The 25181-nt window shown below is 61.6% G+C and carries 24 protein-coding genes; 8 read left to right on the top strand and 16 right to left on the bottom strand.

Going from position 1 to position 25181, the window contains the following annotated elements; translation table 11 throughout:
* Nucleotides 1-10: 10 nt before the first annotated feature.
* Complete coding sequence (locus tag ACXR0M_RS02390) at nt 11-142, top strand: hypothetical protein (protein WP_458829864.1); 132 nt, start codon at nt 11-13, stop codon at nt 140-142.
* A 155-nt stretch (nt 143-297) separates the two neighbouring features.
* Here ACXR0M_RS02390 and ACXR0M_RS02395 read toward each other — a convergent pair whose 3' ends face one another.
* Both ACXR0M_RS02395 and ACXR0M_RS02400 read right to left on the bottom strand, forming a co-directional pair.
* Entirely contained in the window at nt 298-1674 is a 1377-nt protein-coding gene (locus tag ACXR0M_RS02395; RefSeq protein WP_458829555.1) for a GTPase/DUF3482 domain-containing protein, read from the bottom strand.
* Nucleotides 1667-3040: a DUF2868 domain-containing protein gene (locus tag ACXR0M_RS02400; protein ID WP_458829557.1), complete on the bottom strand. Its 1374-nt coding sequence runs from the start codon at nt 3038-3040 to the stop codon at nt 1667-1669. Before ACXR0M_RS02400 ends, ACXR0M_RS02395 begins: the two co-directional genes overlap by 8 nt.
* Nucleotides 3041-3125: 85 nt before the next feature.
* Here ACXR0M_RS02400 and ACXR0M_RS02405 point away from each other — a divergent pair, with 85 nt between their 5' ends.
* Complete coding sequence (locus ACXR0M_RS02405) at nt 3126-3638, top strand: dihydrofolate reductase (RefSeq protein ID WP_458829559.1); 513 nt, start codon at nt 3126-3128, stop codon at nt 3636-3638.
* 94 nt (nt 3639-3732) lie between these two features.
* On the opposite strand, the gene ACXR0M_RS02410 is transcribed toward ACXR0M_RS02405, so the two are convergent.
* Entirely contained in the window at nt 3733-5124 is a 1392-nt protein-coding gene (locus tag ACXR0M_RS02410; RefSeq protein ID WP_458829561.1) for an L-cystine transporter, read from the bottom strand.
* A gap of 242 nt (nt 5125-5366) precedes the next feature.
* Here ACXR0M_RS02410 and ACXR0M_RS02415 point away from each other — a divergent pair, with 242 nt between their 5' ends.
* Nucleotides 5367-6428, top strand: coding sequence for an HAD family hydrolase (locus tag ACXR0M_RS02415; RefSeq protein WP_458829563.1), 1062 nt, complete (start codon nt 5367-5369; stop codon nt 6426-6428).
* Between the two features lie 86 nt (nt 6429-6514).
* On the opposite strand, the gene ilvD is transcribed toward ACXR0M_RS02415, so the two are convergent.
* The 6 genes from ilvD to ACXR0M_RS02445 all read right to left on the bottom strand — a co-directional run bounded on the left by ilvD (nt 6515) and on the right by ACXR0M_RS02445 (nt 14288).
* Nucleotides 6515-8356, bottom strand: a complete 1842-nt coding sequence (ilvD, locus tag ACXR0M_RS02420; protein WP_458829565.1) for a dihydroxy-acid dehydratase — start codon at nt 8354-8356, stop codon at nt 6515-6517.
* Nucleotides 8357-8615: 259 nt separating this feature from the next.
* Nucleotides 8616-9851, bottom strand: coding sequence for a multidrug effflux MFS transporter (locus tag ACXR0M_RS02425; protein ID WP_458829567.1), 1236 nt, complete (start codon nt 9849-9851; stop codon nt 8616-8618).
* Nucleotides 9844-10821 (bottom strand): diiron oxygenase, encoded by a 978-nt coding sequence (locus ACXR0M_RS02430; protein ID WP_458829569.1) that lies wholly within the window; start codon nt 10819-10821, stop codon nt 9844-9846. Before ACXR0M_RS02430 ends, ACXR0M_RS02425 begins: the two co-directional genes overlap by 8 nt.
* Nucleotides 10818-11891, bottom strand: a complete 1074-nt coding sequence (locus ACXR0M_RS02435; protein WP_458829571.1) for a SagB family peptide dehydrogenase — start codon at nt 11889-11891, stop codon at nt 10818-10820. The genes ACXR0M_RS02430 and ACXR0M_RS02435 overlap by 4 nt, the downstream gene beginning before the upstream one ends.
* 442 nt (nt 11892-12333) lie before the next feature.
* Nucleotides 12334-13530, bottom strand: coding sequence for a class I SAM-dependent rRNA methyltransferase (locus ACXR0M_RS02440; protein ID WP_458829573.1), 1197 nt, complete (start codon nt 13528-13530; stop codon nt 12334-12336).
* Nucleotides 13531-13748: 218 nt separating this feature from the next.
* The gene (locus ACXR0M_RS02445) at nt 13749-14288 is read right to left on the bottom strand and encodes a type 1 glutamine amidotransferase domain-containing protein (RefSeq protein WP_458829575.1); all 540 of its coding nucleotides are present in this window, start codon (nt 14286-14288) and stop codon (nt 13749-13751) included.
* 228 nt (nt 14289-14516) lie between these two features.
* Between ACXR0M_RS02445 and ACXR0M_RS02450 the strand changes: the two genes are divergently transcribed.
* The 3 genes from ACXR0M_RS02450 to ACXR0M_RS02460 all read left to right on the top strand — a co-directional run bounded on the left by ACXR0M_RS02450 (nt 14517) and on the right by ACXR0M_RS02460 (nt 16547).
* Complete coding sequence (locus tag ACXR0M_RS02450) at nt 14517-15329, top strand: HDOD domain-containing protein (RefSeq protein ID WP_458829852.1); 813 nt, start codon at nt 14517-14519, stop codon at nt 15327-15329.
* A gap of 12 nt (nt 15330-15341) precedes the next feature.
* Complete coding sequence (gene mutM, locus ACXR0M_RS02455) at nt 15342-16154, top strand: bifunctional DNA-formamidopyrimidine glycosylase/DNA-(apurinic or apyrimidinic site) lyase (RefSeq protein WP_458829577.1); 813 nt, start codon at nt 15342-15344, stop codon at nt 16152-16154.
* A 69-nt stretch (nt 16155-16223) separates the two neighbouring features.
* Nucleotides 16224-16547: a multidrug transporter gene (locus tag ACXR0M_RS02460; protein WP_458829579.1), complete on the top strand. Its 324-nt coding sequence runs from the start codon at nt 16224-16226 to the stop codon at nt 16545-16547.
* 151 nt (nt 16548-16698) lie between these two features.
* Here the strand turns inward: ACXR0M_RS02460 and ACXR0M_RS02465 are convergent, their stop codons facing one another.
* The 5 genes from ACXR0M_RS02465 to ACXR0M_RS02485 all read right to left on the bottom strand — a co-directional run bounded on the left by ACXR0M_RS02465 (nt 16699) and on the right by ACXR0M_RS02485 (nt 21422).
* Entirely contained in the window at nt 16699-16950 is a 252-nt protein-coding gene (locus tag ACXR0M_RS02465) for a YfhL family 4Fe-4S dicluster ferredoxin (protein ID WP_003195146.1), read from the bottom strand.
* Nucleotides 16951-17096: 146 nt separating this feature from the next.
* On the bottom strand, nt 17097-17576 hold the full coding sequence (coaD, locus tag ACXR0M_RS02470) for a pantetheine-phosphate adenylyltransferase (RefSeq protein WP_003229157.1): 480 nt from the start codon (nt 17574-17576) through the stop codon (nt 17097-17099).
* A gap of 115 nt (nt 17577-17691) precedes the next feature.
* Nucleotides 17692-19287, bottom strand: coding sequence for a GMC family oxidoreductase (locus ACXR0M_RS02475; RefSeq protein WP_458829583.1), 1596 nt, complete (start codon nt 19285-19287; stop codon nt 17692-17694).
* A gap of 130 nt (nt 19288-19417) precedes the next feature.
* Nucleotides 19418-19963 carry a twin-arginine translocation pathway signal protein gene (locus ACXR0M_RS02480; RefSeq protein WP_458829585.1) on the bottom strand — a complete coding sequence of 182 codons (546 nt, stop codon included), beginning with the start codon at nt 19961-19963 and terminating at the stop codon, nt 19418-19420.
* Nucleotides 19964-19991: 28 nt separating this feature from the next.
* Complete coding sequence (locus tag ACXR0M_RS02485; RefSeq protein ID WP_458829587.1) at nt 19992-21422, bottom strand: coniferyl aldehyde dehydrogenase; 1431 nt, start codon at nt 21420-21422, stop codon at nt 19992-19994.
* Between the two features lie 145 nt (nt 21423-21567).
* Between ACXR0M_RS02485 and ACXR0M_RS02490 the strand changes: the two genes are divergently transcribed.
* Complete coding sequence (locus ACXR0M_RS02490) at nt 21568-22239, top strand: TetR/AcrR family transcriptional regulator (protein ID WP_458829589.1); 672 nt, start codon at nt 21568-21570, stop codon at nt 22237-22239.
* A gap of 30 nt (nt 22240-22269) precedes the next feature.
* On the top strand, nt 22270-23124 hold the full coding sequence (locus ACXR0M_RS02495) for a sulfurtransferase (protein WP_458829591.1): 855 nt from the start codon (nt 22270-22272) through the stop codon (nt 23122-23124).
* Between the two features lie 110 nt (nt 23125-23234).
* Here ACXR0M_RS02495 and ACXR0M_RS02500 read toward each other — a convergent pair whose 3' ends face one another.
* Both ACXR0M_RS02500 and ACXR0M_RS02505 read right to left on the bottom strand, forming a co-directional pair.
* Nucleotides 23235-24074 (bottom strand): helix-turn-helix domain-containing protein, encoded by an 840-nt coding sequence (locus ACXR0M_RS02500; RefSeq protein ID WP_458829593.1) that lies wholly within the window; start codon nt 24072-24074, stop codon nt 23235-23237.
* A complete protein-coding gene (locus tag ACXR0M_RS02505; RefSeq protein ID WP_458829595.1) occupies nt 24071-25066 on the bottom strand; it encodes a hydrolase in 996 nt (331 codons plus the stop codon). The genes ACXR0M_RS02500 and ACXR0M_RS02505 overlap by 4 nt, the downstream gene beginning before the upstream one ends.
* Nucleotides 25067-25181: the final 115 nt, after the last annotated feature.

The raw sequence follows: 25181 nt of genomic DNA on the forward strand, positions 1-25181 counted from the left end.
CGATGGGGGGATGGCTGTGCTGAGTGCCGAGCTGAAAGCGTTTTACATGGTCGCCCGTCTCGGCAGCAGCACGCTGGCAGCGCAGAAGCCGGCGGGGCGCGGAACCGTGCGGCGGGTTTCAGCGAGCGCCTGGCGCGGCTAGAAAACGCTGCGGCTGTTGGCGGCGTAAGCCGTCTCACCGCGGCGCGGCTATCGCTGGCAAGCCAGCTCCCACAAGGATCCGGGTGTTCACACATTATGTGCATCACCTCGGACACTGTGGGAGCTGGCTTGCCAGCGATGGGGCCGGATCGGGCGCTAGAGATCTGCAGCCAGTAAGTCAATCTGCTCCTGCCGCTCCGCCTGATTCAACTTTGCCTGCGGATTGAGCGACGACCACTGCGGATGCGCCCGCGCCTTGCTCAACGCCTCCGGCAATTTGCCCTCGCGCCAGGTCTTGTCTTGCGGGGTGGCAACCTGAACCGCGTCCATCGCGGCATGCCCGCGCTGATCCAGCGCTGACAGCAGCTGCCGCTGACGCAACGCCAACAGCCGCAACACGCCGTCATCCACGGTCAATTCCCGCTGGCCCTTGATCTTGCCGAGCAGGCGACTGCCATAACTGCGCGCCGTCTGTAGCGCTCCGCCAGCGATTGCACCGGCCAATGCCGCAGCCCCGAGGGTAATCCCGCCCACCAGCAAATCAACGCCAGCCCCGGCCGCAGCACCTGCAGCAATCCCGCCGCCGACCCGCACCCCCAGTTGCTTCAGGGTTTCCGGGTTGAACAGATCATCGCCCCAACGCCCGTCGAGCAACGGCAAGTCACTGGCCGCCGCGTCCTGTGGGCGGAACGCGTAGAGCTTGAGCAGCGCCTCGACGCATTTCTGCTCGCGCTGGCGCACGGCCTTGCGCAGTTCACTGATCGCTTGCTGTTCCTGCGCGGCCTCGCTGACCACACTGCGCCGGCACGCCGCGCAATCGATCAGCAACTCGGCGATCAAGCGCGCCGCACTTTGTTGGCGCGCCAGGCGCTGGGCTTGCTGATCGGCGATCAGCCGTTCCAGTTGTGGTCGGGCATTTTCCAGCAGCAGCGCGAGGCTCTCATACAGGCGCCGCTCGCCGTCTTCCGGCGGGGCAACGCTGTCGAAACGCACGAGCGCATGCAGACCGAGGCGTGCCAAGGCTTCGCGCCAGTCCGGCTCGCGATGGTTGGCGCTGCTGACGAAATTCAGCACCGGCAGCAGCGGCTTGCCACAACTGGCGAGCACTTCGAGTTCGTCGCGGTACTTGGCCAGCACCGGTTCGCGGGCATCAATCACATACAGTCCGGCATCGGAGGCGAGCAGCTGCCGCAGCACCTTCGCCTCCTGTTCGAAACGCTGACGCGCCTCGCTGCCGTCGAGGAACCGTGCCAGCCGCGCCGGGCCGTCGAGGCGTTCGCCGGGACGCTCCAGACGTTCCAGAAAATCCAGCAGCGCAATGGCGTCTTCCAGCCCAGGCGTGTCGTACAGATCGAGCAGCGGCTCGCCGTCCACCGACAGCCGCGCACCTTCGACATGCCGGGTGGTGCTCGGCCGGTGCGAGACTTCGCCGAAACCGACGTCGCGGGTCAGGGTGCGCAGCAACGAGGTCTTGCCGACGTTGGTATGGCCGACCACCGCAAGTTTCAGCGGCGCTTTGCGGGCATCAGTCATGACCGTTCTCCAGCCAGTTCAACGGCGCGCAATCGGCGAATGGCAGTTCCAACTGGTGCAGCGCCGCATGCCAGTCGCCGAGGCGCGCGCTGTCCAGCGCTTCACCGGGCGGCGCCTGCAGCAGCCAGACCCGGGTGGCGCTGGCGTTGCGCGCCAGTTCGGCGATCAGCGCGAGGCTGCCGCGGTCCGGCGAGCGCCGTGGATCGCAGGCGATCAGCAGGCGCGCCGCAGGGAAACGGCTGAGTTGTTCGAGCAGTTTGTTGCGTGATTCGCGGCTGTCGAGAATGCCGGCGTTGCTCACGGTTTTCGGCAGGGCCGGTGGCCATGGGCGCTGGTCGTCGAGTTCGATGGCCACCAGCAGCGCACCGTCGCTGGCCTGTTCGCTGACGTGGCTTTCGACCCGATGCAATTGTTCCGGCGCCGCGTCATTGATGCCGAGACGTTCGCTGGTCGGCATCAGACGTTCGCGCAGTTGCGCGTAGCCGGGCAGGTTCAGGTCCAGGCGCAGTGCGGCTTTTCCTCGGCTCCAGCGCCAGAAGCAGAACACCGCCAGCAGCAGGCGCGGCAGTACGCCGTAGACCACCAACACGCCGACCAACCAGGTCGCCCAGGCCTGTCGCGCGCTTTCAATGTCCAGCGCACCGGCGCCGCTGGCGCGGATCATTTCCACAGTCGGCACGTTGAAGCCGAGCAGCGCCGGCAGCGCGCCGAGGGCCTGGGTCATGTTGATGAAAGTGTCGGCGCTAAGGATTGTGGTTTCCCAGACGAAGCCGTAGCGCCGGGTTGCCATTAGCGTCAGCAGCAGCACCAGGGTGCTGAGCATCGCCAGCAGCCACAAACCGTTGACCAGCGTGCCGAGCGCCCAGCGGTTGAGTTTTTGCCGTTGCAGTATCAGCAGCAGGGCCGGTGCCAGTTGCGCGGCTTTGGCGTCCCGGGCGAATTTTTCGCTGAGCCACAGCCACGCGCGTCCAAGAGTGGCGCCGTGTTCGCTGGCAAAGATCAGTCCCAGCGCCCAGCTCAACAGCAGAATCAGGTTCAGCCCGAGCAGGCTGCCCAAGGCCCAGAACACGTTGACCGGTGTCTGGCTCAGCGCGGCGAATGCCAGGCCGGCGCCGCTCAGCACGGCGAAGATCAGCAGCAGCACCAGCGCCAGACGTGCGCCTTGCAGCCAGTGGCTGAGCGCAGCTTTCAGTCCGTCGCGCTCGGCCAGCCACAACGCCCGGCGTTGAATCCGGCTCGGCAGATCGCCGCCAGCCGCGCGGGCCAGGCGATTGGCTTCCAGATCCTCCAGCGGCCCTGCGTGTTCTTCACGCAGGCGGATGGTTTCGCTGAGCCAGAGGTTTTGCAGGGGAGTCAGTTCAGTCACGCGCCATTCCGTTGCTCAATTGAGCCGTGAGCATAACCGCTGTGGCGCTTATCGGGTCAAGCGAGGCTCTGGTATCCTCGCCGGCATGACTAAATCACTCCCCCTTAGCCTGATCGCAGCCCTCGGTGAAAACCGCGTGATCGGCGTCGACAACAGCATGCCCTGGCACCTGCCGGGGGACTTCAAATACTTCAAGGCCACCACCTTGGGCAAGCCGATCATCATGGGCCGCAAGACCTGGGATTCCCTCGGTCGGCCGCTGCCGGGACGCTTGAACATCGTGGTCAGCCGTCAGGCCGATCTGGTGTTGGAGGGGGCCGAGGTGTATCCGTCGCTGGAAGCCGCGGTGCTTCGCGCCGAAGAATGGGCGAAAGCGCAGGGCGTCGATGAGTTGATGCTGATTGGCGGCGCGCAGCTGTATGCGCAAGGGCTGGCGCAGGCCGATCGGCTGTACCTGACCCGCGTGGCGCTGAGCCCGGAGGGCGATGCGTGGTTTCCGGAGTTCGATCCGGACCAGTGGAAACTGGTATCGAACGTCGCTAACCCGGCTGAGGGCGACAAGCCCGCGTACAACTTCGAAGTCTGGGAAAAAGCTTAAGAGCTTCGCGAGCAAGCCCGCTCCCACATTTGGAATGCATTCCAAATGTGGGAGCGGGCTTGCTCGCGAAGAGGCCAGATCAGGCAATGAATATTTAAGCCTGCGCCAACTCCGCATGCTCATCCGCATCCAGCAGCGCTTTATCGGTCTGCTGCATCACCTGACTGGTAATCGCGCCCGCCGTGATCGAACCACTCACGTTCAACGCCGTACGGCCCATGTCGATCAGCGGCTCGACCGAAATCAGCAGCGCGACCAGAGACACCGGCAAGCCCATAGCTGGCAGCACGATCAGGGCGGCAAACGTCGCACCGCCACCAACCCCGGCCACACCGGCCGAACTCAATGTGACAATCGCCACCAGCGTCGCGATCCACAGCGGGTCCAGCGGGTTGATGCCCACGGTGGGCGCCACCATCACCGCCAACATTGCCGGGTACAGACCGGCGCAACCGTTCTGGCCGATGGTCGCACCGAACGACGCGGCGAAACTCGCCACTGACTGCGGAATCCCCAGGCGTCGGGTCTGCGCTTCGATGCTCAGCGGAATGCTCGCCGCGCTGGAGCGACTGGTGAAGGCGAAGGTCAGCACTGGCCAGATCTTGCGGAAGAAGCGCAGCGGGTTGATCCCGGCGGCGGACACCAGCAAGCCATGCACCACGAACATCAGGCCCAGGCCGAGGTACGAAACCACCACGAAACTGCCGAGTTTGATGATGTCTTGCAGGTTGGAACCGGCTACCACTTTGGTCATCAGCGCCAGTACGCCGTATGGGGTCAGTTTCATCACCAGACGCACCAGACGCATCACCCAGGCTTGCAGGGTGTCGATGGCGTTGATCACTTTCTGACCTTTCTCGACGTCATCCTTGAGCAGTTGCAGCGCCGCGACCCCGAGGAATGCAGCGAAAATCACCACGCTGATGATCGAGGTCGGCTTGGCCCGCGCCAGGTCGGCGAACGGGTTTTGCGGAATGAACGACAGCAGCAATTGCGGCACATTCAGATCGGCAACCTTGCCGGCGTAGTCGCTCTGAATGGTTTGCAGACGGGCCATTTCCTGGGTGCCGGCAACCAGACCTTCAGCGGTGAGGCCGAACAGGTTGGTCAGGCCGATACCGATCAGCGCCGCAATCGCGGTGGTGAACAGCAGGGTGCCGATGGTCAGGAAGCTGATCTTGCCCAGCGACGAGGCGTTGTGCAGCCGTGCCACGGCGCTGAGGATCGAGGCGAACACCAGCGGGATGACGATCATTTGCAGCAACTGCACGTAACCGTTGCCGAACAGATCGAACCAGCCGATCGAGGCTTTCAACACCGGGTTGCCGGCGCCGTAAATGCTGTGCAGCGCAACGCCGAACGCCACGCCCAGAACCAGCGCGAGCAGAACTTTTTTCGCCAGGCTCCAGGTGGTGTGGCGGGTTTGCGCCAGACCGAGGAGCAGGGCGAGGAACACCAGCAGATTGAGGATCAGCGGCAGATTCATGAACACTCCGATAAGACTTGTGCCAGTCGCCTTCTGGGGCAACTGCGAACCGGTAAGCCTAACAGCTTGATTTCCAATGAATTAATACCGAAAACGCATGGAAATAGTCGCTTTTGGAATAAGCGCCGGTCGTTCTCGGGAATGCACATGGCGCGAAGTGGACGCGGACGGTCGCTGGCAGACGAGGACTGTCACACTTATTTGTTAGCGTCGATATCTTCACACCTGGGGAGAAAGCGCCGATGAAAATCGCACCGAAGTTTCTGGCTGTCGCCATCACGTTAGGGTTGGGTCTGGCGGGTCAGGCGTTCGCCACCGACCTGAAACACTGGCCAGCGGATCAGGCAAAGGCACTGGACGCGATGATCGCGGCCAACGCCAACAAGGGTAACTTCGCGGTGTTCGACATGGACAACACCAGTTACCGCTACGACCTCGAAGAGTCGTTGCTGCCGTTCATGGAAAACAAGGGCCTGATCACACGTGACAAGCTCGATCCCTCGCTGAAACTGATGCCGTTCAAGGACACCGCCGACCACAAGGAAAGTCTGTTCAGTTACTACTATCGCCTGTGCGAAGTCGACGACATGGTCTGCTACCCGTGGGTGGCGCAAGTGTTCTCCGGTTTTACCCTCAAGGAACTCAAAGGCTACGTCGATGAGCTGATGGCCTCGGGCAAACCGGTTCCGACCACCTACTACGACGGCGACGTGGTGAAGAACCTCGACGTGCAGCCGCCAAAAGTCTTCACCGGCCAGGCCGAGCTGTACAACAAGCTTATGGAGAACGGCATCGAGGTCTACGTGATGACCGCCGCCTCCGAAGAACTGGTGCGTATGGTCGCAGCGGATCCGAAGTACGGCTACAACGTCAAACCGCAGAACGTCATCGGCGTGACCACGCTGCTGAAGAACCGCGAAACCGGCGAGCTGACCACCGCACGCAAACAGATCAGCGCCGGCAAGTATGACGAGAAGGCCAACCTCGGCCTCGAACTGACCCCGTATCTGTGGACCCCGGCGACCTGGATGGCCGGCAAGCATGCCGCGATCCTGACCTACATCGACGAATGGAAAAAACCGGTACTGGTGGGCGGCGACACGCCGAGCAGCGACGGCTACATGCTGTTCCACGATGTGGACGTGGCCAAGGGCGGTATCCACCTGTGGGTCAACCGCAAGGACAAATACATGACGCAGCTCAACGGCATGATGGCCAAGCACGCTGCGGCGCAGGCCAAGGAAGGCTTGCCGGTGACGGCGGACAAGAACTGGGTGATCGTAAAGCCTGAAGAAATTCAATAAAAGCAGTTGCAAGCTGCAAGCTATTAGCGGCAAGAAAGAGCAACTCTGCTCTTTCTTGCCGCTTTTGGCTTGCAGCTTGCGGCTTTTTAGATCCCGTCGAGCATCGCCTTGTTACGCACGGCACCCTTGTCGGCGCTGGTTGCCAGCAGGGCATAGGCCTTGAGGGCGGTGGTCACTTTGCGTGGACGCTGTTCGACCGGTTTCCAGCCTTTCTTGTCCTGCTCGACCCGGCGTGCAGCCAGTTCTTCGTCGCTGACCAACAAGTTGATCGAGCGGTTTGGAATGTCGATCAGCACCTTGTCGCCGTCCTGCACCAGACCGATCGCGCCGCCGGCTGCAGCTTCTGGCGAAGCGTGGCCGATGGACAGACCCGAGGTGCCGCCGGAGAAACGGCCGTCGGTGAGCAAGGCGCAGGCTTTGCCCAGGCCTTTGGATTTGAGGTACGACGTCGGGTAGAGCATTTCCTGCATGCCCGGGCCGCCCTTCGGACCTTCGTAGCGAATGATGACGATGTCGCCTTCCTTCACTTCGTCGACGAGGATGCCGCGAACCGCGCTGTCCTGGCTTTCAAAGATCTTCGCGTTGCCTTCGAAGACGTGGATCGACTCGTCGACCCCGGCGGTTTTCACCACGCAGCCGTCGAGAGCAATGTTGCCGTACAGCACGGCCAGGCCGCCTTCTTTGGAGTAGGCGTGTTCGAAGCTGCGGATGCAGCCGTTTTCACGGTCGTCATCCAGAGTCTCCCAACGGGTCGACTGGCTGAACGCGGTCTGCGTCGGGATGCCCGCCGGACCGGCCTTGAAGAAGTGGTGCACTGCTTCATCGCTGGTCTGGGTGATGTCCCACTTGGCGATGGCTTCTTCCATGCTGCGGCTGTGCACGGTCGGCAGGTCGGTGTGCAGCAGGCCGCCACGGGCCAGCGAACCGAGGATGCTGAAGATGCCGCCGGCGCGGTGCACGTCTTCCATGTGGTACTTCTGGATGTTCGGCGCGACCTTGCACAGTTGCGGCACGCTGCGCGAGAGCCGATCGATGTCGCGCAGGTCGAAATCGATCTCGGCTTCCTGGGCGGCAGCCAGCAAGTGCAGGATGGTGTTGGTCGAACCGCCCATGGCGATGTCGAGCATCATCGCGTTCTCGAACGCCTTGAAGTTGGCGATGTTGCGCGGCAGTACCGATTCGTCGTTCTCGCCGTAGTAACGCTTGCACAGCTCGACGATGGTGCGGCCGGCCTGCAGGAACAGTTGCTCGCGGTCGCTGTGGGTGGCCAGGGTCGAACCGTTGCCTGGCAACGCGAGACCGAGGGCTTCGGTCAGGCAATTCATCGAGTTGGCGGTGAACATGCCGGAGCACGAACCGCAGGTCGGGCAGGCGCTGCGCTCGTACTCGGCGACTTTCTCGTCAGAAGCGCTGGAGTCGGCGGCGATCACCATGGCGTCGACGAGGTCGAGGCCGTGGGAAGCGAGTTTGGTCTTGCCGGCTTCCATCGGGCCGCCGGATACGAAGATCACCGGAATGTTCAGGCGCAGGGCGGCCATCAGCATGCCCGGGGTGATCTTGTCGCAGTTGGAAATGCACACGATGGCGTCGGCGCAGTGAGCGTTGACCATGTACTCGACGGAGTCGGCGATGATCTCGCGGCTTGGCAGCGAATAAAGCATGCCGTCGTGGCCCATGGCGATGCCGTCGTCCACGGCGATGGTGTTGAATTCTTTCGCAACGCCACCGGCGCGTTCGATTTCACGGGCAACCAGTTGACCGAGGTCTTTCAGGTGCACGTGGCCCGGAACGAACTGGGTGAAGGAGTTGGCAATGGCGATGATCGGCTTCTTGAAGTCGTCATCTTTCATCCCGGTGGCGCGCCACAGTGCGCGGGCGCCGGCCATGTTGCGGCCGTGGGTGGATGTTTTCGAACGGTAATCTGGCATGAAGCACTCCGGGCGGCTAAATCAGGTATCAAAAGGGAAGTGAGCTTCTATTGACGTCTGGAACACTCAGAAATGGCCGTGTGTCCTGGATGTTGCCGATGACTTTGCGGGATCGCCGCTTGCCTCAGCCTGAGCTCATAAACCCGCCGGGGGATGAATGGCGATGAATCAGCCGATTCTACACCGCTGGCGTCTGGAGGGAATGGCGCAAAGCATTGTTCCAGTGCCGACGGTGCATGTGGCATGACGACCGGCAGGCTCAATCGCCGTTAGTGGAGGTGATGGCGCTCTTGTCGAGGACGCTGGCGCGGTGGTTGATTCGCTTGTTCAACGCCAAGGCAATGCAACTGAGCAGGACAAAACAGTAACCGAGGGTCGCCTGCAGGTTATTCGGACTCAGGCTGATCAGCGCGCTGATCAAACCGCCACAGACGAAGATGATCGTGCTGCCGGCCGAAGCCGAGGTGCCGGCGCTCTCCGGGAACATGCCCATCGCCCGCGAGGTGGCGGCGGGGCGGGCAATGGTGGTGCCAGCGGTGCAGATCAGCATCGGAATCAGCACCGTGGTGGGCGAGAGTGCGAAGTGCTGCGACAGGAACAGCATCACCAGCCCCGCCAGCAGAATCAGGCTCAACCCGGTGACGATCTGTTGTGCCGGGCTGATGCGCCGGCTCAACAACGCAGCGGCAATCCCGCCCACAACATAGGCCGCACCGTAGATCAGCAGAATCAGCGAGAACTCAAAGGCCGACAGGTGCAGTTGATCCATGAAAATCAGCGGCGAGATGACGATAAACGAAAAGTGGCAGGCAAACGCAAACGCAGAGGTGAGCCAGTAGCCGACGAATTCGAAATCGCCCAACACCCGGCGATACGCGTTGAGGAAATTCAGAGGTGTGCTTCGGGCACCCGGTCGGCTGTTATCCAGGAAAAACCAGACCTGGATCAGCACCACTGCAGCCAGCGCAGTGAACACCCAGAAGCTGCCGCGCCAGCCGAGGGTGGCCTGCAGAAAACTGCCGGCCAGTGGCGACACTGAAATGAAAATCCCCGTTGCGGTCACCATCAGGATGCGCAAGCGGTCACGCGCCTCGCCCTCGAACAGATCCTGGATCAGCGCCTGGGACAGCACGAAGCAGCCGCAGCCCAACGCCTGCAACAACCTGAAGGTGAGGAAAAGAGTGTAGTCCTGGGTCATGGTGCAGCCGAGTGCGCCCAGCATCGACACGCCCATGCCAGCCAACAGCAGGCCCTTGCGTCCGATCACATCGGAGAGTGGCCCGATCAGCAACTGTGCAAACGCGATTCCTACGGCGAACAGACTTATCGACAGGGCAATGTCCGCCGAGGTACCACGAAAATGTTCGGCCAGTGCCGGAAAAGAGGGCAGCAGCACATCCAGAGGAAAGACCCCAAGCAGCACCATGATCAGCAACAGGCTGACTGCACCGCGGCGTTGTCGGGCACTGCGTGTTGTATTCGCTTGGTTATCCATCGATCAGTCCTGCCCTGACAAAAAGTGCGCGGTTATGTGGCAGCGCAAAGAAACCTGCCTTTTCCAATGCCAGCAGCGTGGCGCCGGCACCTGATCGCGCGCGTTGCCGGTTGGCCTTCGCCGTTGCGAGGCCGCCGACAATCTGGGCCGCCTCGATTTCGGCAATGCCGGCGTCCCGCAGGCTCTGTCGCAACCAGCGTTCATCGACTTCAAAGAAAATCCCGATGACGTCCAGCAGGGTTCTGGCGGTGAAGGTGCGCTGGCGGCTGTTCAGGGTCAGCCACAGATAATGAAACACCTCGCTGAAGTAGCGACTGTGGCGGGCCTCATCGCTCAGGTGATCGCGCAGCATGTCATTGACACTGGTGACCAGCGTTTCGCGGCAGACTTCCAGCAACTCCCGGGCAATGATGGTTTCCGAGACGAAACCGAGCAGAAACCATGCCAGTGGGCGATTGTTTTCAGCCGTGCGGGCAATCAGGGCGTTCATTCGGCTGATGCGTAGAGGCATCACCGGACGTGGGGCGAAACCGTGCAAATCGGCGATCTGACTGGCCAGACGATCGGAAAACAACGCGTGGTAGCCCTCGTCCGTATAGAGCTGCAGCGCCGCGGTTTTCATCCGCGGCGGGATGTAGGCAGGCAATTCACCGTGGACAATGGTTTCCACTGCCCGGTTGACGATGCGATGTTCCAGCAGGGTGGTGTAATCGAGAAAATGCACCAGATGATTGGCCGTCAGGCGGTGCATGACGGTCGCACCTGCGGCCTGGATGGCGGGGTGCGCCAGGTAAGGCAGGAAGGCCGGCGGAAACCAGAAACGGGTTTGCAGTTGCTCCTGCACGTCGGGTGGCAGCAGGTAGTCATGCTGACTGGTGCGTACTGAAGCGTGGTTGTCCCAGTCGCCGAGGGTAAAGCGATGCGCCCAGGACACAGGTGCCAGAGATGAGCCTGCGGAGGGGGCCGTCATGTCTGCGTCTCCCCGAGCAGATCCTTCATTTCCTGACACATTGCCTGACCGCCGCTTGCACCACAGCCGACAAAGAACAGCGGTTGTTCGGCACTGCCTTCGATGCCCAGCAGGGATTCGACCTGACGATCGCCAAAGGCGCCTGTCAGCCAGGTGTTGAGTCCCAAGGCTGTGGCCACCAACTGGAATGACTGCGAAAGATGGCCGGCTTCAACGAAGGCCATGCGATAGGCCCGCGAATGCTGGTACTTCCACCAGAGCCGGTCGAAGCGCGCGGTGATGAACAGCCCCAATGGCAGGTTATTGATGAAATGTTGCCCGGCCAGCAGGTGGCCGAGTTCCGGCTCGGGCAAGGGGCCGACCAGACTCAAGGCGTGCTCTGCGGGGTGATAAGCGTAAATGCCCGGCTCCAGGCCGCTGATGTTCTGGGCCAGCACAAAACCTTCGCAGGCATTCAATCCGCCTCCGGAGGGGCTGCTGCGTCGTGCGCCGAGTCCTTTGGCAACGCAGGCATCGCGATCAGGGTCGCGTTCGTCGAGATAACCGATGGATAGATACAGCAGCGTGGCAACGGTCTCAAGGGTGATGGCTTCACCGGTAAAGGCGCGACAGGTTTTTCGTTGCAGCAGCGCATTGCCCAGGCTGCTGTCAGTCAGGACGGCGGGTGCAGGCAGTTTGATGCGTTGCTCGACAGGCATTACCGGGCGTTCGCTGTCTGGCGCCTTCGAGGCCAGTACTTCATTGCAATGATCCAGGTACTGCAGGGACCACTCGTGGATATTCTGCGGCACTTGTTCACAGGGTATGTTCTGTGTGCCGATATGGTAAATCTTCGATAGTTCATCCCAGCCCCATTTTGGGCTGTCTATCTTTGTAATGGTTAATATTTTTGCATTTAACAGTTGTGCATCTATTGTGTTGTTGTGGTTGTACAGGTTTGGGTCGTGAATAAGTTTGACAAGTCTCGACGAATAATCGAAATCAAGTTCGTACTGGATGTGGTCTTTGTAGTTCCAGATGATAAGTCCGGGCGTGCGCGGCAGTATGAAGAAATAAGGATTGATATGCATGGGGGTTCTTCGCTCTGGACAAAGTCGAAAAGGACGCTGGGGTGCCGGCACTCCCCAGCGTCCACCTTACTTAACGGGCTTTAGGGGCAACCAGAAAAGCCAGGTTTGCGATTTTGTTAGCTTCCAGAGTAATTGCTTTCATAGTGTGAACTCCATGTTCAGTGATAGTGAATGCCACCTCGTGGTGACAACTTAATCATAGTTTGTAATGGATTAATGGCAAGTGATTATTAAGTAGGAAAATTCGAGTAATTTTGTCGGAGTGGTCGTGGGGGCAAAGTATGTTTGTAAGTGATAAGTTGCCACATCGAAAATGCAGGGAAATTTCCTTCACTGGTTTAGGAAGTTGTGTGTAGGACGGGATAGAGAGCAGACAGTCGGCGACGTTGCATCGCCAGAACAGCAAACGGGGAGCCCTTGGGCTCCCCGTATTATTTGCCGATCAGCTGTTCGGCAGCAGGCGGCAGGTGATGCTCTTGATGTAGCGGGTTTCGACGATGGCCGGGTGGACCGGGTGGTCTGGACCCTGGCCGCCGCGCTCGAGCATCTGGATGTTGCGGTCCAGGTGGCGGGCGCTGGTCAGCAGGATGTTCTGCAGATCATCTTCCGGCAGGTGCATCGAGCACGAGGCGCTGACCAGGATGCCATCCTTGGTGAGCAGGCGCATGGCTTGCTCGTTCAGACGACGGTAGGCGCCTTCACCGTTTTTCATGTCTTTCTTGCGTTTGATGAACGCCGGCGGGTCGGCAACGATCACGTCGAAGCGCTCTTCGCTGGCCTTGAGCTCTTTCAGGGCTTCGAAAACGTCGCCTTCGATGCAGGTCATCTTGTCGGCGAAGCCGTTCAGCGCCGCATTACGCTCGACGCCGTCGAGGGCGAAACCCGACGCGTCGACGCAGAACACTTCGCTGGCACCGAAAGCGGCCGCCTGTACGCCCCAGCCCCCGATGTAGCTATAAAGGTCGAGGACGCGTTTGCCTTTGGCGTATGGCGCGAGGCGGGCGCGGTTCATGCGGTGGTCGTAGAACCAGCCGGTTTTCTGGCCTTCGATCACCGGTGCTTCGAACTTCACGCCGTTCTCTTCCAGGGCGACCCACTCCGGTACCAGGCCGAACACGGTTTCGACGTAACGGTTGAGGCCTTCGGCATCGCGCGCGGCGGAATCGTTCTTGAACAGAATGCCGCTTGGCTTGAGCACTTGGGTCAGTGCGGCGATCACGTCATCTTTATGCGCTTCCATGGTCGCCGAGGCGATCTGCACCACAAGGATGTCGCCGAAACGGTCGACCACCAGACCCGGCAGCAGGTCGGAGTCACCGTAGACCAGACGGTAGAACGGCTTGTCGAACAGGCGCTCGCGCAGCGACAGGGCCACATTCAGGCGGTGCACCAGCAGCGATTTGTCCAGCGGCAGTTTGATGTCGCGCGACAGCAGGCGCGCGCAGATCAGGTTGTTCGGGCTCATGGCGACGATGCCCAGCGTTTTGCCGCCGGCCGCTTCGAGGATCGCCTGATCGCCGGCCTTGAAGCCGTGCAGTGGCGTGGCGGCCACATCGATTTCGTTGCTGTAGACCCACAAGTGGCCGTTGCGCAGGCGACGGTCGGCGTTGGCTTTGAGGCGCAGGCTAGGCAGGGACATGACGTCGCTCCGGAAAAAAGAGCGGGAGTATAGCGTGTTGCCCGGTCTGATTGGCGGGTGAGTGGACCTGTGGCGAGGGGATTTATCCCCGATCGGCTGCGTAGCAGCCGCAAACCCCCATCGCAGTTTTCTGAAAGGACCGCGTGAGTCGATTTGGGACAGCTGCGCTGTCCATCGGGGATAAATCCCCTCACCACATAAACTTACAAGTCGGCAGATCAGGCCGAAAGCGCGCTGATCAGCTCCTTGCTGAACGCCGGAATATCATCCGGTTGACGGCTGCTGATCAGGTGCCCGTCCTTGACCACTTCCTTGTCCACCCAGTTGGCCCCGGCGTTCACCAGGTCATCCTTGAGGGTCTTGTAGCTGGTCATGGTTTTGCCGTTGACCAGCCCGGCGGAAATCAGCAGCCAGCCGCCATGGCAGATCACCGCAATCGGCTTGCCGGCGGAGGCGCCGGTCTTGACCAGGTGCTGGGCGTCCTGGTCGATACGGATGGTGTCGGAGTTCTGCACGCCGCCGGGCAGGACGATCGCGTCGTACTGCTCGCTGCTGGCGCCTTGAAAGGTCTGGTCGACCTGAAAGTCGTCCGCCGGTTTGTCATGGTTCCAGCCTTTGACCTTGCCGGCCTCGGCAGAAAGGATGTCGACTTGCGCGCCAGCCTGCTCCAGAGCCTGCTTGGGGCCGGTCAGTTCGACCTGCTCGAAACCGTCTGTTACCAAAATGGCGACGCGTTTGCCGTTGAGGGAAGTGTCCATCGCTAAGCTCCTGAGTCTGTGGAAGTTTGTCGCCGTACGGGAGCGCAATCGTCCCGAGGGCCTTACAGGTTCCGAAGCCAGCGCGTTAATGAAAGTTCCTGACAATTACCCACTGGTGTGTCGTCGTGCGGTTTTTAGAGGTTAGAATCGCCGCCTGTCCCAGAGTGTGTACTTATGTCCCAAGAGCTGACCACCGAACAGATTCAACAGTCCCTGCAAGGCATCAGCGTGCCGGCGCAGCCGCAGATCATGGTGGATCTGCAAATGGAGCAGTACATGCCCGACCCGGATCTGGACACGATTGCCAAACTGATCGCCCAGGATCCCGGCCTGTCCGGCTCGCTGCTGAAAATCGTCAACTCGCCTTATTACGGCCTGAGCAACAAGATCACCTCGATCAAGCGCGCGGTGAACCTGTTGGGCAGTCGCTCGATCATCAACCTGATCAACGCCCAGTCGATCAAGGGCGAGATGAACGACGACACCATCGTCACCCTCAATCGTTTCTGGGATACCGCCCAGGATGTGGCCATGACCTGCCTGACCTTGGCCAAGCGCGTCGGTACCGAGGCCAGTGACGAGGCTTACGCATTGGGTCTGTTCCACGATTGTGGCGTGCCGCTGATGCTGCAACGCTTCCCCAATTACATGACGATTCTGGAAAAGGCCTATGCCAACGCCGGTGCCGAGTGCCGGGTGGTGGACACCGAAAACGCCGAGTTCAACACCAACCACGCGGTGGTCGGTTACTACACCGCCAAGTCGTGGCGCCTGCCGGAGCATGTCAGCGCGGCCATTGCCAACCACCACAATGCCCTGGCGATTTTCAGCGACGAGACCTCGCGCAACACGCAGATGAAAAACCTGCTGGCGATCCTCAAGATGGCCGAGCATATCTGCGCGTCGTATCGGGTGCTGGGCAACCAGACCGAAGATTACGAATGGCAGGCCGTCGGGCCGCTGGTGCTCGAGTACATCGGGCTGTCGGACTACGACTTCGAAACCCTCAAACAAACGATCCGCGACCTCGGCGCGCATTGATCAGAGGACGTCATGCCTGAACTGCCGGAAGTCGAAACCACCCGTCGCGGCATTGCCCCGCATCTGGAGGGCCAGCGCGTCAGCCGGGTGATCGTGCGGGATCGCCGGCTGCGCTGGCCGATCCCCGAAGACCTCGATGTGCGCCTGTCCGGGCAGCGCATCGTGCTGGTCGAGCGGCGAGCCAAGTACCTGTTGATCAACGCCGAAGCCGGTACGCTGATCAGCCACCTCGGGATGTCGGGCAACCTGCGTCTGGTGGAGTCCGGATTGCCGGCGTTGAAGCATGAACACGTGGATATCGAGCTGGAATCCGGTCTGGCGTTGCGCTACACCGATCCGCGCCGCTTTGGTGCGATGCTGTGGAGCAGCGATCCGCTCAATCACGAACTGCTGATTCGCCTCGGGCCGGAGCCTTTGACCGATCTGTTCGACGGCGAGCGTCTGTTCCAGCTGTCGCGCGGGCGTTCGATGGCGGTCAAGCCGTTCATCATGGACAACGCGGTGGTGGTCGGTGTCGGCAACATTTACGCCACCGAAGCGCTGTTCGCCGCCGGGATCGACCCGCGCCGTGAGGCAAAGAGCATTTCTCGAGGGCGATATCTGAAGCTGGCGATCGAGATCAAACGCATCCTCGCCGCCGCCATCGAACGCGGCGGCACCACGTTGCGTGATTTCATCGGGGGTGACGGGCAGCCGGGTTATTTCCAGCAGGAGCTGTTTGTCTATGGCCGTGGCGGTGAGCACTGCAAGGTTTGCGGCACTGGCCTGCGAGAGGTCAAGCTCGGCCAGCGGGCTAGCGTGTTCTGCCCGCGCTGCCAGACCTGAGGCAAACGGCTGAAAAAGTCCTACGGTCTATAGTGAGTTGTCTCACTGTTCAGCCCGAAGGATCGTGCCATGAAGTCCCTGCAAGTGCTCTTAGTTGCGCTGCTGTTGTGTTCCAGTCTGGCTGTTGCGGCCACGGAAAGCGGCAGCGGTGACCCACGCTATACCATCCAGAATCCCCCGGCCTACGCGATGATCGGCGATTTGCTGATCGCCCGACCTTTATTGGTGGTGGCGACGGTGATCGGTGCGGGCGCGTTTGTGGTGTCGTTGCCGTTTACCGCGCTGGGTGGCGGGGTGGGCGATGCGGGGCAGGCGCTGGTGGTCGACCCGGCGAAAGCGGCGTTTGTGCGCTGCCTGGGATGTACGGGAGAGGGGTTTGAACAGCGCGAGTGAGCGGGTCAGGATTTTGTGGTGCTGCTGACGGCCTCATCGCGGGCAAGCCCGCTCCCACAAGGTATTGGGTGGTTGCACAATGTGTGTTCCACCACAGAACACTGTGGGAGCGGGCTTGCCCGCGATGGCGGCGGAACGGGCGCTTAAGAGTTCAGGCCTTGCCGGTAATCTTGCGGTACTTCTCCATCAACTGTTCTTCAGTCTCCGGATGGGCTTCGTCCAGTGGAATGCAATCCACCGGGCAGACCTGCTGGCACTGCGGTTCGTCGTAGTGGCCGACGCACTGGGTGCACAGGTTCGGGTCGATCACGTAGATCTCTTCGCCTTGGGAAATGGCGGCGTTCGGGCACTCGGGTTCGCAGACGTCGCAGTTGATGCAATCGTCGGTGATGATCAGGGACATGCTAACTCCAGCCGGGGCGGCAGGCCCGGGCGCTATAAATCAATGCGCGCAATTGTGCCGCATTGGCGAGCGCAGTGCACGCGGCTGCGATCAAGGGCACGCGACTGCAATCTTTGAAAGCCAAAGATCGCAGCCTGCGGCAGCGCCTACTTTTTGAAGCGCAGGGTCAGGGCATCGGCCACGGCCGGGTGCACGAACTTGCTGATATCGCCACCCAGCGCCGCGATTTCCCGGACCAGTGTCGAGGAAATGAACGAATAACGCTCGGACGGCGTGAGAAACAGGCTCTCGACGTCCGGCGCCAATTGACGGTTCATGTTGGCCAGCTGGAATTCGTATTCGAAGTCCGACACCGCGCGCAGACCACGCAGGAACACATTGGCGTTCTGCTCCTTGGCGAAATGCGCCAGCAGCGTCGAGAAGCCGACCACCTCCACGTTCGGCAGGTGTTTGGTGACCTCGCGAGCCAGTTCGACCCGTTGTTCCAGCGGGAACAGCGGGTTTTTCTTCGGGCTGGCAGCGACCGCAATGATCACGTGATCGAACAGGCGCGAGGCGCGTTCGACCAGATCGCCATGGCCCTTGGTAATAGGGTCGAAGGTACCTGGGTACAACACTCGGTTCATCGCGTCGTCCTGGCGGGAGTCCGTTGGGGAGTCGGATGGTATCGCAGCCGTCCCGGTCGGCCAAGTCGCGTGTTGGGTAAGAAAGCACTATAGACGCCGCGATAAAGCGTTTTTTTCACGGATTTCTCAACCGATCGGCGAGGGCCGTCGCCAGTTGTGCGGTCAGTCCATACACCGACAGCTGCGGGTTGGCGCCAATGCTGGTGGGGAACAGCGAGCCGTCGTGGATCGACAGATTGCGCAGTTGGTGATGCCGGCCGAGGCTGTCGGTGACCGCCATTTTCGGATCTTCGCCCATGGCACAACCGCCCATCACATGAGCACTGCCCAGGCGCGTGCGGTACAGCTCAAGACTCAGACCGTCGATCAGCGTGCGCGCTTCGGCCAGGGTATTCACGTACCGCGCATCGGCGTGCATCGGCATCACCGCTTTCGCGCCACCGGCAAACTGAATCTCGGCCATGCTGTGAAAGGCGCGGCGCAAACCTTCCCAGGCGTAAGGCGAGACTTGGTAGTCGAGCACCGGCGAGCCATCGCCGCGCAACTCGACGCTACCGCCGGGGCTGTCCGGGTGGAATCCGTCGCGCAGCAACGCGAGCATCGCGTGGGTGTGCGGCAGATCGGCCATGTGTTCGGCGTTCTGCTGGCCGAAGCCGCCGAGCAGCGTCGCCGCCAGTGCCGGCTGCAGCGGCGGCACTTCGAGTTTGTAGCCCATCGGCCCACGGGTGCCGTCCTTCCACTGGAAATGATCCGAGTAGATCGACTGCGGCGCGCCGTAGAACGGATTGATCACCTCGTCGAAGCGCCCGGCGGACATGTTCACCAGATGCAGAAACGTGCGTTTGCCGAGGCGCTGATGCGGATCGGGCGCGTCCGAGCGCAGGAGCAGCGCCGGGCTGTTGATGCCGCCGCCGGCCAGCACGTAATGCCGCGCTTTGACCGTGATTTCGCGTCCGGTCGATGCGACGCAACGTTCGTCCATCGCCACGCATTGCAGACCGGTGATGTTGTCGCCGCTGATCAGCAGTTTTTCCGCGCGCGCCAGATAAAGCAGTTCGCCGCCCTTTTCCAGCGTTGCCGGAATGGTGGTGACCATCATCGATTGCTTGGCGTTGGTCGGGCAGCCCATGCCGCAGTAACCGAGGTTCCAGCAACCGCGCACATTGCGCGGAATCACGTGCCAGCTATAGCCGAGCTGCTCGCAGCCCTTGCGGATCACGTCGTTGTTGGCATTAGCCGGGACCATCCACGGCGCGACGCCAAGGCGTTGCTCCATTTTCTCGAACCACGGCGCCATTTCGGCCGGGCTGTGGCCTTTGACGTTGTGCTCTCTGGCCCAGTGTTCGAGGGTCGGTTCCGGGGTGCGGAAGCTCGAGGTCCAGTTGATCAGCGTGGTGCCGCCCACCGCCCGGCCCTGAAGGATGGTGATCGCGCCGTCCTTGCTCATGCGGCCGATGCCTTCCTGATAGAGGCTGCTGTAGGCCTGGTCTTCGAGCAGCTTGAAATCGGAGCTGGTCTTGAGCGGGCCTTCTTCGATCAGCAGCACTTTGTAGCCGGCGGCGCTGAGGATTTCCGCGGTGGTGCCGCCACCGGCGCCGCTGCCGATGATGGCGACGTCGGCGTGCAGCGTCAGGTCGTCGCTCAGTTGTGCGCCGTTGTAGGTTTTCCAGCCACGGGCAAGGCCTTCGCGGAACAGGTCGGGTACGGGCATCGATCAGGTTCTCTTTATTATTCTGGGTGTGGTGGTGAGGCTGATGGCGCCTTCGCGAGCAAGCTCGCTCCCACATTGAAATGCATGTCCCTGTGTGAGCGGGCTTGCTCGCGAAGGCCGCGCCCCGATTTCAAACCGCAGGCGGCCCGGGATAACCGCAGTGCGCCCAGGACTCGGCGCGGGTGTACCAGGCCATCATCACCATCTGCAGCAGGGAGCTGTGACCCATGCGCAACAGGCTCAACGAACTGTTCCGCCAGCGTTCGAGGAAGTGGCGCAGCGCCTCGGGACTGGCGTTTTCCCAACTGCCCCAGATGCCGGTGAGCGGCCCGCGGGTGACCGCCATGCCGAGCACATCGAACAGTTGTCGAGTGAGCTTGAGCATCTCTGGCGAAAGATGGTTGAGGCTGTAATCCAGCGACTTGAGGGTGCCCTCGACGGCTGCGGGCATTTTGTCGCTGACCACGGCGCCGTCGAGCATCACCGGAATCAAGGCGCGCAGGAACAACAGGTCGCCGTCGCGCAGAGCGACAAAGCCGTTGGCCGCGACATTCGATGAGCAACCACTGAGGCTGGCGCCAAGGCCGGCGGTGGCAAGAAACGCGGTGGCGCCGAGGCTGAATTTCAGCAGGCCACGGCGCGACAGCGCAGGTGTTTCGGTCAGGCTTGGGTGCATTGTTGTTATTACCCGGCGATGACGACGATTAACGAATAAACAGTTTCTGGATCAGTTTCTGGATCGATTTGCCGTACGGCGGATAAATCAGCTTCGCCGCGTTGAAGCGCTGTTTGATCAACACGCCTTTGGCTTTGCTGAAGGTCAGGAATCCTTCGTGGCCGTGATAGTGGCCCATGCCTGACGGGCCAATCCCACCGAACGGCATGTCGTCCTGCGCCACATGCAGCAGGGTGTCGTTGAGGCACACGCCGCCGGAGTGGGTTTCGTGCAGCACGCGGTTCTGTTCGCGCTTGTCGTAGCCGAAGTAGTAAAGGGCCAGAGGACGAGGGCGCTGATTGATGTAGGCAAACGCCTGGTCGAGGTCCTGATACGGCACGATCGGCAGCAGCGGGCCGAAGATCTCGTCCTGCATCACGATCATTTCGTCAGTCACGTTCAGCAGCAGGCTGTGCGGCATGCGCCGGCCCTGGCCCTGTTCGAACAGCGGGATCAGCAGCGCGCCCTTGCTGGTGGCGTCGCTGACATAACTGTTGAGCCGCGCCAGTTGGCGCTCGTTGATGATTGCGGTGTAGTCCGGGTTGTCGGCGAGGGTCGGGTAGAAAGCGTTGACCGCCTGGCGATAGGCTTCGACGAACGCACCGACGCGGTCTTGTGGCACCAGCACGTAATCGGGGGCGACGCAGGTCTGCCCGGCATTCAGGGTTTTGCCGAAGGCGATGCGTTCGGCGGCGTCCTTGAGCGGCACGTCATGTGAGACGATGGCCGGGGATTTGCCGCCCAGTTCGAGGGTCACCGGGGTCAGGTTTTCCGCGGCGGCGCGCATCACGTGTTTGCCGATGCTGGTAGCGCCGGTGAACAACAGGTGATCGAAGCGCAGGCGGGAAAACGCCACGCCAACGTCCGACTCGCCGAGCACCACGCACACCAGGTCTTCGGGGAAAGTCCGCGCGAGCAGCGTCTTGAGCAACTGCCCGGTGGCCGGGGTCGACTCGCTGAGCTTGAGCATCACCCGATTACCCGCCGCCAGCGCGCCGACCAACGGGCCGATGGCCAGATACAGCGGGTAGTTCCACGGCACGATAATGCCGACCACGCCCAGCGGCTGATACACCACTTTGGCCGACGCCGGCTGAAAGGCCAGGCCGACTTTGCGTCGTGAAGATTTCATCCAGCCTTTGAGGTGGCGGCTGGCGTAATGAATGCCGTGCAGACTCGGCATTAATTCGGCGAGCAGGGTTTCATCGGCGCTGCGATGGCTGAAGTCGCTGCTGATCGCACCGATCAGGGCCTGGCGCTCATCGCTGAGCAAGTCGCGCAATGCCTTGAGCCATTGCTGACGCTGCGCCGCTGCCGGCATCGGGTTGGCGGCATAGGCCGCGCGCTGTGCCGCGAATAGCCGGTTCAGCTCATCGAGGGGCTGTTGCAGCGTTTGCAGGTAAGCAATGTCGGCAGTCATCGTCTGCTCCGGATTTATTGTAGTGAGGACTTTTTAGAGTCTGGACTCTAGAAAGTCAAATGACTTCCCGACACAGCTTTGTTTTATCCATTTCCGGTTAGGTCGTAAGATGCCCCTCACCGCACTCTGGATTAAAGCTCAAGCCATGGCCCCACGAATAAAAACCAGCGAGCGCATCGTGCAGAACAGCCTGGAGCTGTTCAACCAGCAGGGCGAGCGCAGCATCAGCACCAACCACATTGCCGCGCACATGGAGATTTCCCCAGGCAACCTGTACTACCACTTCCCCAACAAGCAGGCGATCATCGCCGTGTTGTTCAGTGAGTACGAGAGTCTGGTGGACAGCTTCCTGCGCCCGCCCCAAGGGCGCGCCGCTACAGTCGAAGACAAGCGCTACTACCTCAAGGAACTGCTGTCGGCGATGTGGGGCTACCGTTTCCTGCACCGCGATCTGGAACACCTGCTCGACAGCGACCCGGACCTCGCCGCACGTTATCGGCGGTTTTCCCAACGCTGTGTGATTCAGGGCATGGCGATCTACGAAGGGTTTGTCGCCGCCGGCATTCTGAAGATGGATCGGGTGCAGATCGAATCCCTGACGATCAATGCCTGGATCATCCTCACCTCATGGGTACGCTTTCTGTGCACCACCCGGGAAAACTCCAATCACCTCAGCGAGCAGGCCATCAAGCGTGGCGTGTACCAGGTGCTGGTGCTGGAAGCCGGGTTCGTCACCGATCAGGCCCGTGACGAGGTGAATGCCTTGTTCGACGAGTTCTACGTGCCGCTGGCCCAGGCCCTTGAGGAAGGGCGCTAACCTTTTCGAAGTCGCTCACAGGAGTCCGTTATGTCGATTGCGCAACTGATCAGCCCGACCGCACTGGATGCCCGCAAGGAGCAGCCGGGGCTGGTGATTCTCGATTGTCGTTTTGCCCTCGAAGACCCGGATTACGGGCAGCGCAGCTACGCCGAAGGGCACATTGCCGGCGCGCGTTTCGCCGACCTTGAGCGAGACCTCAGTGGCAAAGTGACCAAGGGCGTCACTGGTCGCCATCCGCTGCCCGAGCCGGCGGCGTTGATCGAGCGCCTGCAAGCGTGGGGCATCAATGCCGACAGCGAAGTGGTTCTCTATGACGACGGCCCCGGCGCCTACGCGGCGCGCGCCTGGTGGCTGCTGGCATGGCTGGGAAAACGCGACGGCGTGTTCATTCTCGACGGCGGACTCAAGGCCTGGCACGCAGCGGGTTTGCCGTTGAGTCTGGATGCGCCGGTGGTCAGTCGCGGCAATTTCAGCGGCCAGCCGGACATGACCCTGCTGCTGAGCGCCGAACAATTGCAGCAGCGCCTCGCCCAGCCGTCACTGACCTTGCTCGACGCCCGCGCCTTGCCGCGCTTCAAGGGCGAAGTCGAGCCGATCGACCCGATTGCCGGGCACATTCCCGGCGCGCAATGCGCGGCGTTTACCGACAACCTTGGCAGCGACGGGTGCTTCCTGCCGGCAGAACAGCTCAAACAGCGCTTTGCGGCGAAGCTCGGCGATCGTTCGCCAGCGGACCTGGTGGCCTATTGCGGTTCCGGGGTGACGGCGTGTCACAACCTGTTTGCGCTGTGTCTGGCAGGTTATCCGCTGGGTTCGTTGTATGCCGGGTCGTGGAGTGAGTGGATCAACGACCCGGCTCGCGAGATCGCCACCGGCGAATAAAGTTACCATCCCCCCCCCGTGGGAGCGGGCTTGCTCGCGAAAGCGGTGTGTCAGTCACAGTGATGCCTGCTGATACACCGCTTTCGCGAGCAAGCCCGCTCCCACAGGGGTTAATCGTTGCCAATCGATTGTCGGGCACTGCGATACGCCGCCGGCCCGACACCATAAACCTGCTTGAACTGCCGGCTCAAATGACTCTGGTCGGCAAAGCCCAGTTGCAGGGCGACGTCCACCGGCAAGCAGCCGTGCTGCAGGAGTGCGCGAGCCTGGGCGATACGTTGTTGCATCAGCCAGGTGTGCGGTGGCATTCCGGTGGCGCGGCGGAATACCCGGGCGAAGTGGAAGGGCGACAGGTTCACCGCGGCCGCCAGTTCTTCCAGTGACGGCGGCGCGGCGAGTCGCGCATGCAACAACTCCTTGGCCATCACCACCGCGCGATGTTCCTTGCCCGGTTTGCCTCTGATCTGCACGGCCGCATGACGCTGCAACAGCAACATCATCATCTCGCGCCATATCGTCTGCTGTTGCAGCGCCGTGGCGGGGCTTTCCAGCAAACGATGCAATTGACTGAAGCCGTTGACCAGATCCGGGTCGCGATACAGCGTCGCGCCAAACGCCGGCATGGGCAGGATGGGCAGTTCCAGTTCTTCGAGCAAGGACACGATCTGCCGGGTGTCGGGGTAAAACGCCCGGTACCGCCAGCCGTCCTCAGTGCCCTTGTATCCGGTGTGCAACTCGTCCGGATTGATCAGTACCAGCGTGCCGCTGCCGGCCAGGTGTTCGGCGCCGCGATAACGGTAGCGCTGGGCGCCGGCCATGATCATGCCGATCACATAGCCGTCGTGGACGTGCGGGGCGAAGCGATGATCGATGTAGCGCGCCGACAGCAATTCGACCCCGGCCAGTGGCGCGGTTTGCCAGAATCGGATCGACTCGCCCTGATTGTTCATGGTGTCACGCCGGCCAGCCATTGCGGGATGCGCCGCTCCAGGTAGTAACCGGGCTGGCGCAACGTGCCATCGACAAACCCGACATGCCCGCCCTTGGCCTGCAGCTCGAACTGCGTGGTGGCGGACAGTTCTTCGGCTGTCGGCAGGCTGTGGGGGAATACAAACGGATCGTCAGCGGCCTGAATGATCAGGGTCGGGGTGCGAATCTCACCGAGAAAATAACGGCTCGACGCCCGCCGATAGTAGTCCTCGGCATCGCTGAAACCGTGCAGCGGCGCGGTGACCCGGCCATCGAAATCCCAGAACGTGCGCATGTTCTCCAGCGAACCGAGCGCCGCCAGTGCCGCCAGACCATCCTCGCGGCCGTCGTGCTGGAACTGACGTTGCTTGTTCTTGATGTAGGCGACCATCTCGCGCATGAAGTGCGCCTGATAGACCTTGGAAAAACCCTGGCCAATGCGGTCGGCGCACTGATCGAGACGAAACGGTACCGACACCGCCACCGCTCCAAGCACACCGCTGGCGCTGCCGGTCTCCCCCAGATGCTTGAGCAACACGTTGCCACCGAGGGAATAACCGACCGCATACAGCGGCGCCAGCGGTCGCTTGGCACGCAGGTGCTGGATGGCTTCGGCGAGGTCTTCGCTGGCCCCGGAGTGGTAACTGCGTGGCAGCAGGTTGGGTTCGCCGGAGCAGCCGCGCCAGTTCAGCGCGACACTGGCCCAGCCTTGCGCGTCGAGCGCAGCCTGGATGCCGGCGACGTAAGGCGAGTTGGATGAACCGGTCAGCCCGTGCAACACCAACACCAGCGGCGCCTCGGCGCTGTGCGGGCCGTACCAGTCGAGGTCGAGGAAATCTCCGTCGTCCAGCCACAAGCGTTCGCGTTGGCGATCAAGGTGCACGGTTTTGCGCCACAGCGGCCCCCACAAGGTCTGCATGTGCGGATTGCCGAGGCCGAAGGCGGGGGTGAAGTGTTCTGAAGAAGCGGGCACGATGGTTCTCGATGCAGCTTTGTGGGCAGAGTAAGCACGCTTTTGTGGCGAGGGAGCTTGCTCCTGCTGGACTGCGCAACAGGCCTCGCTTCTGAAAAAGGGCCGCTTCGCGACC

The sequence above is a fragment of the Pseudomonas sp. Eth.TT006 genome, from assembly GCF_054456575.1.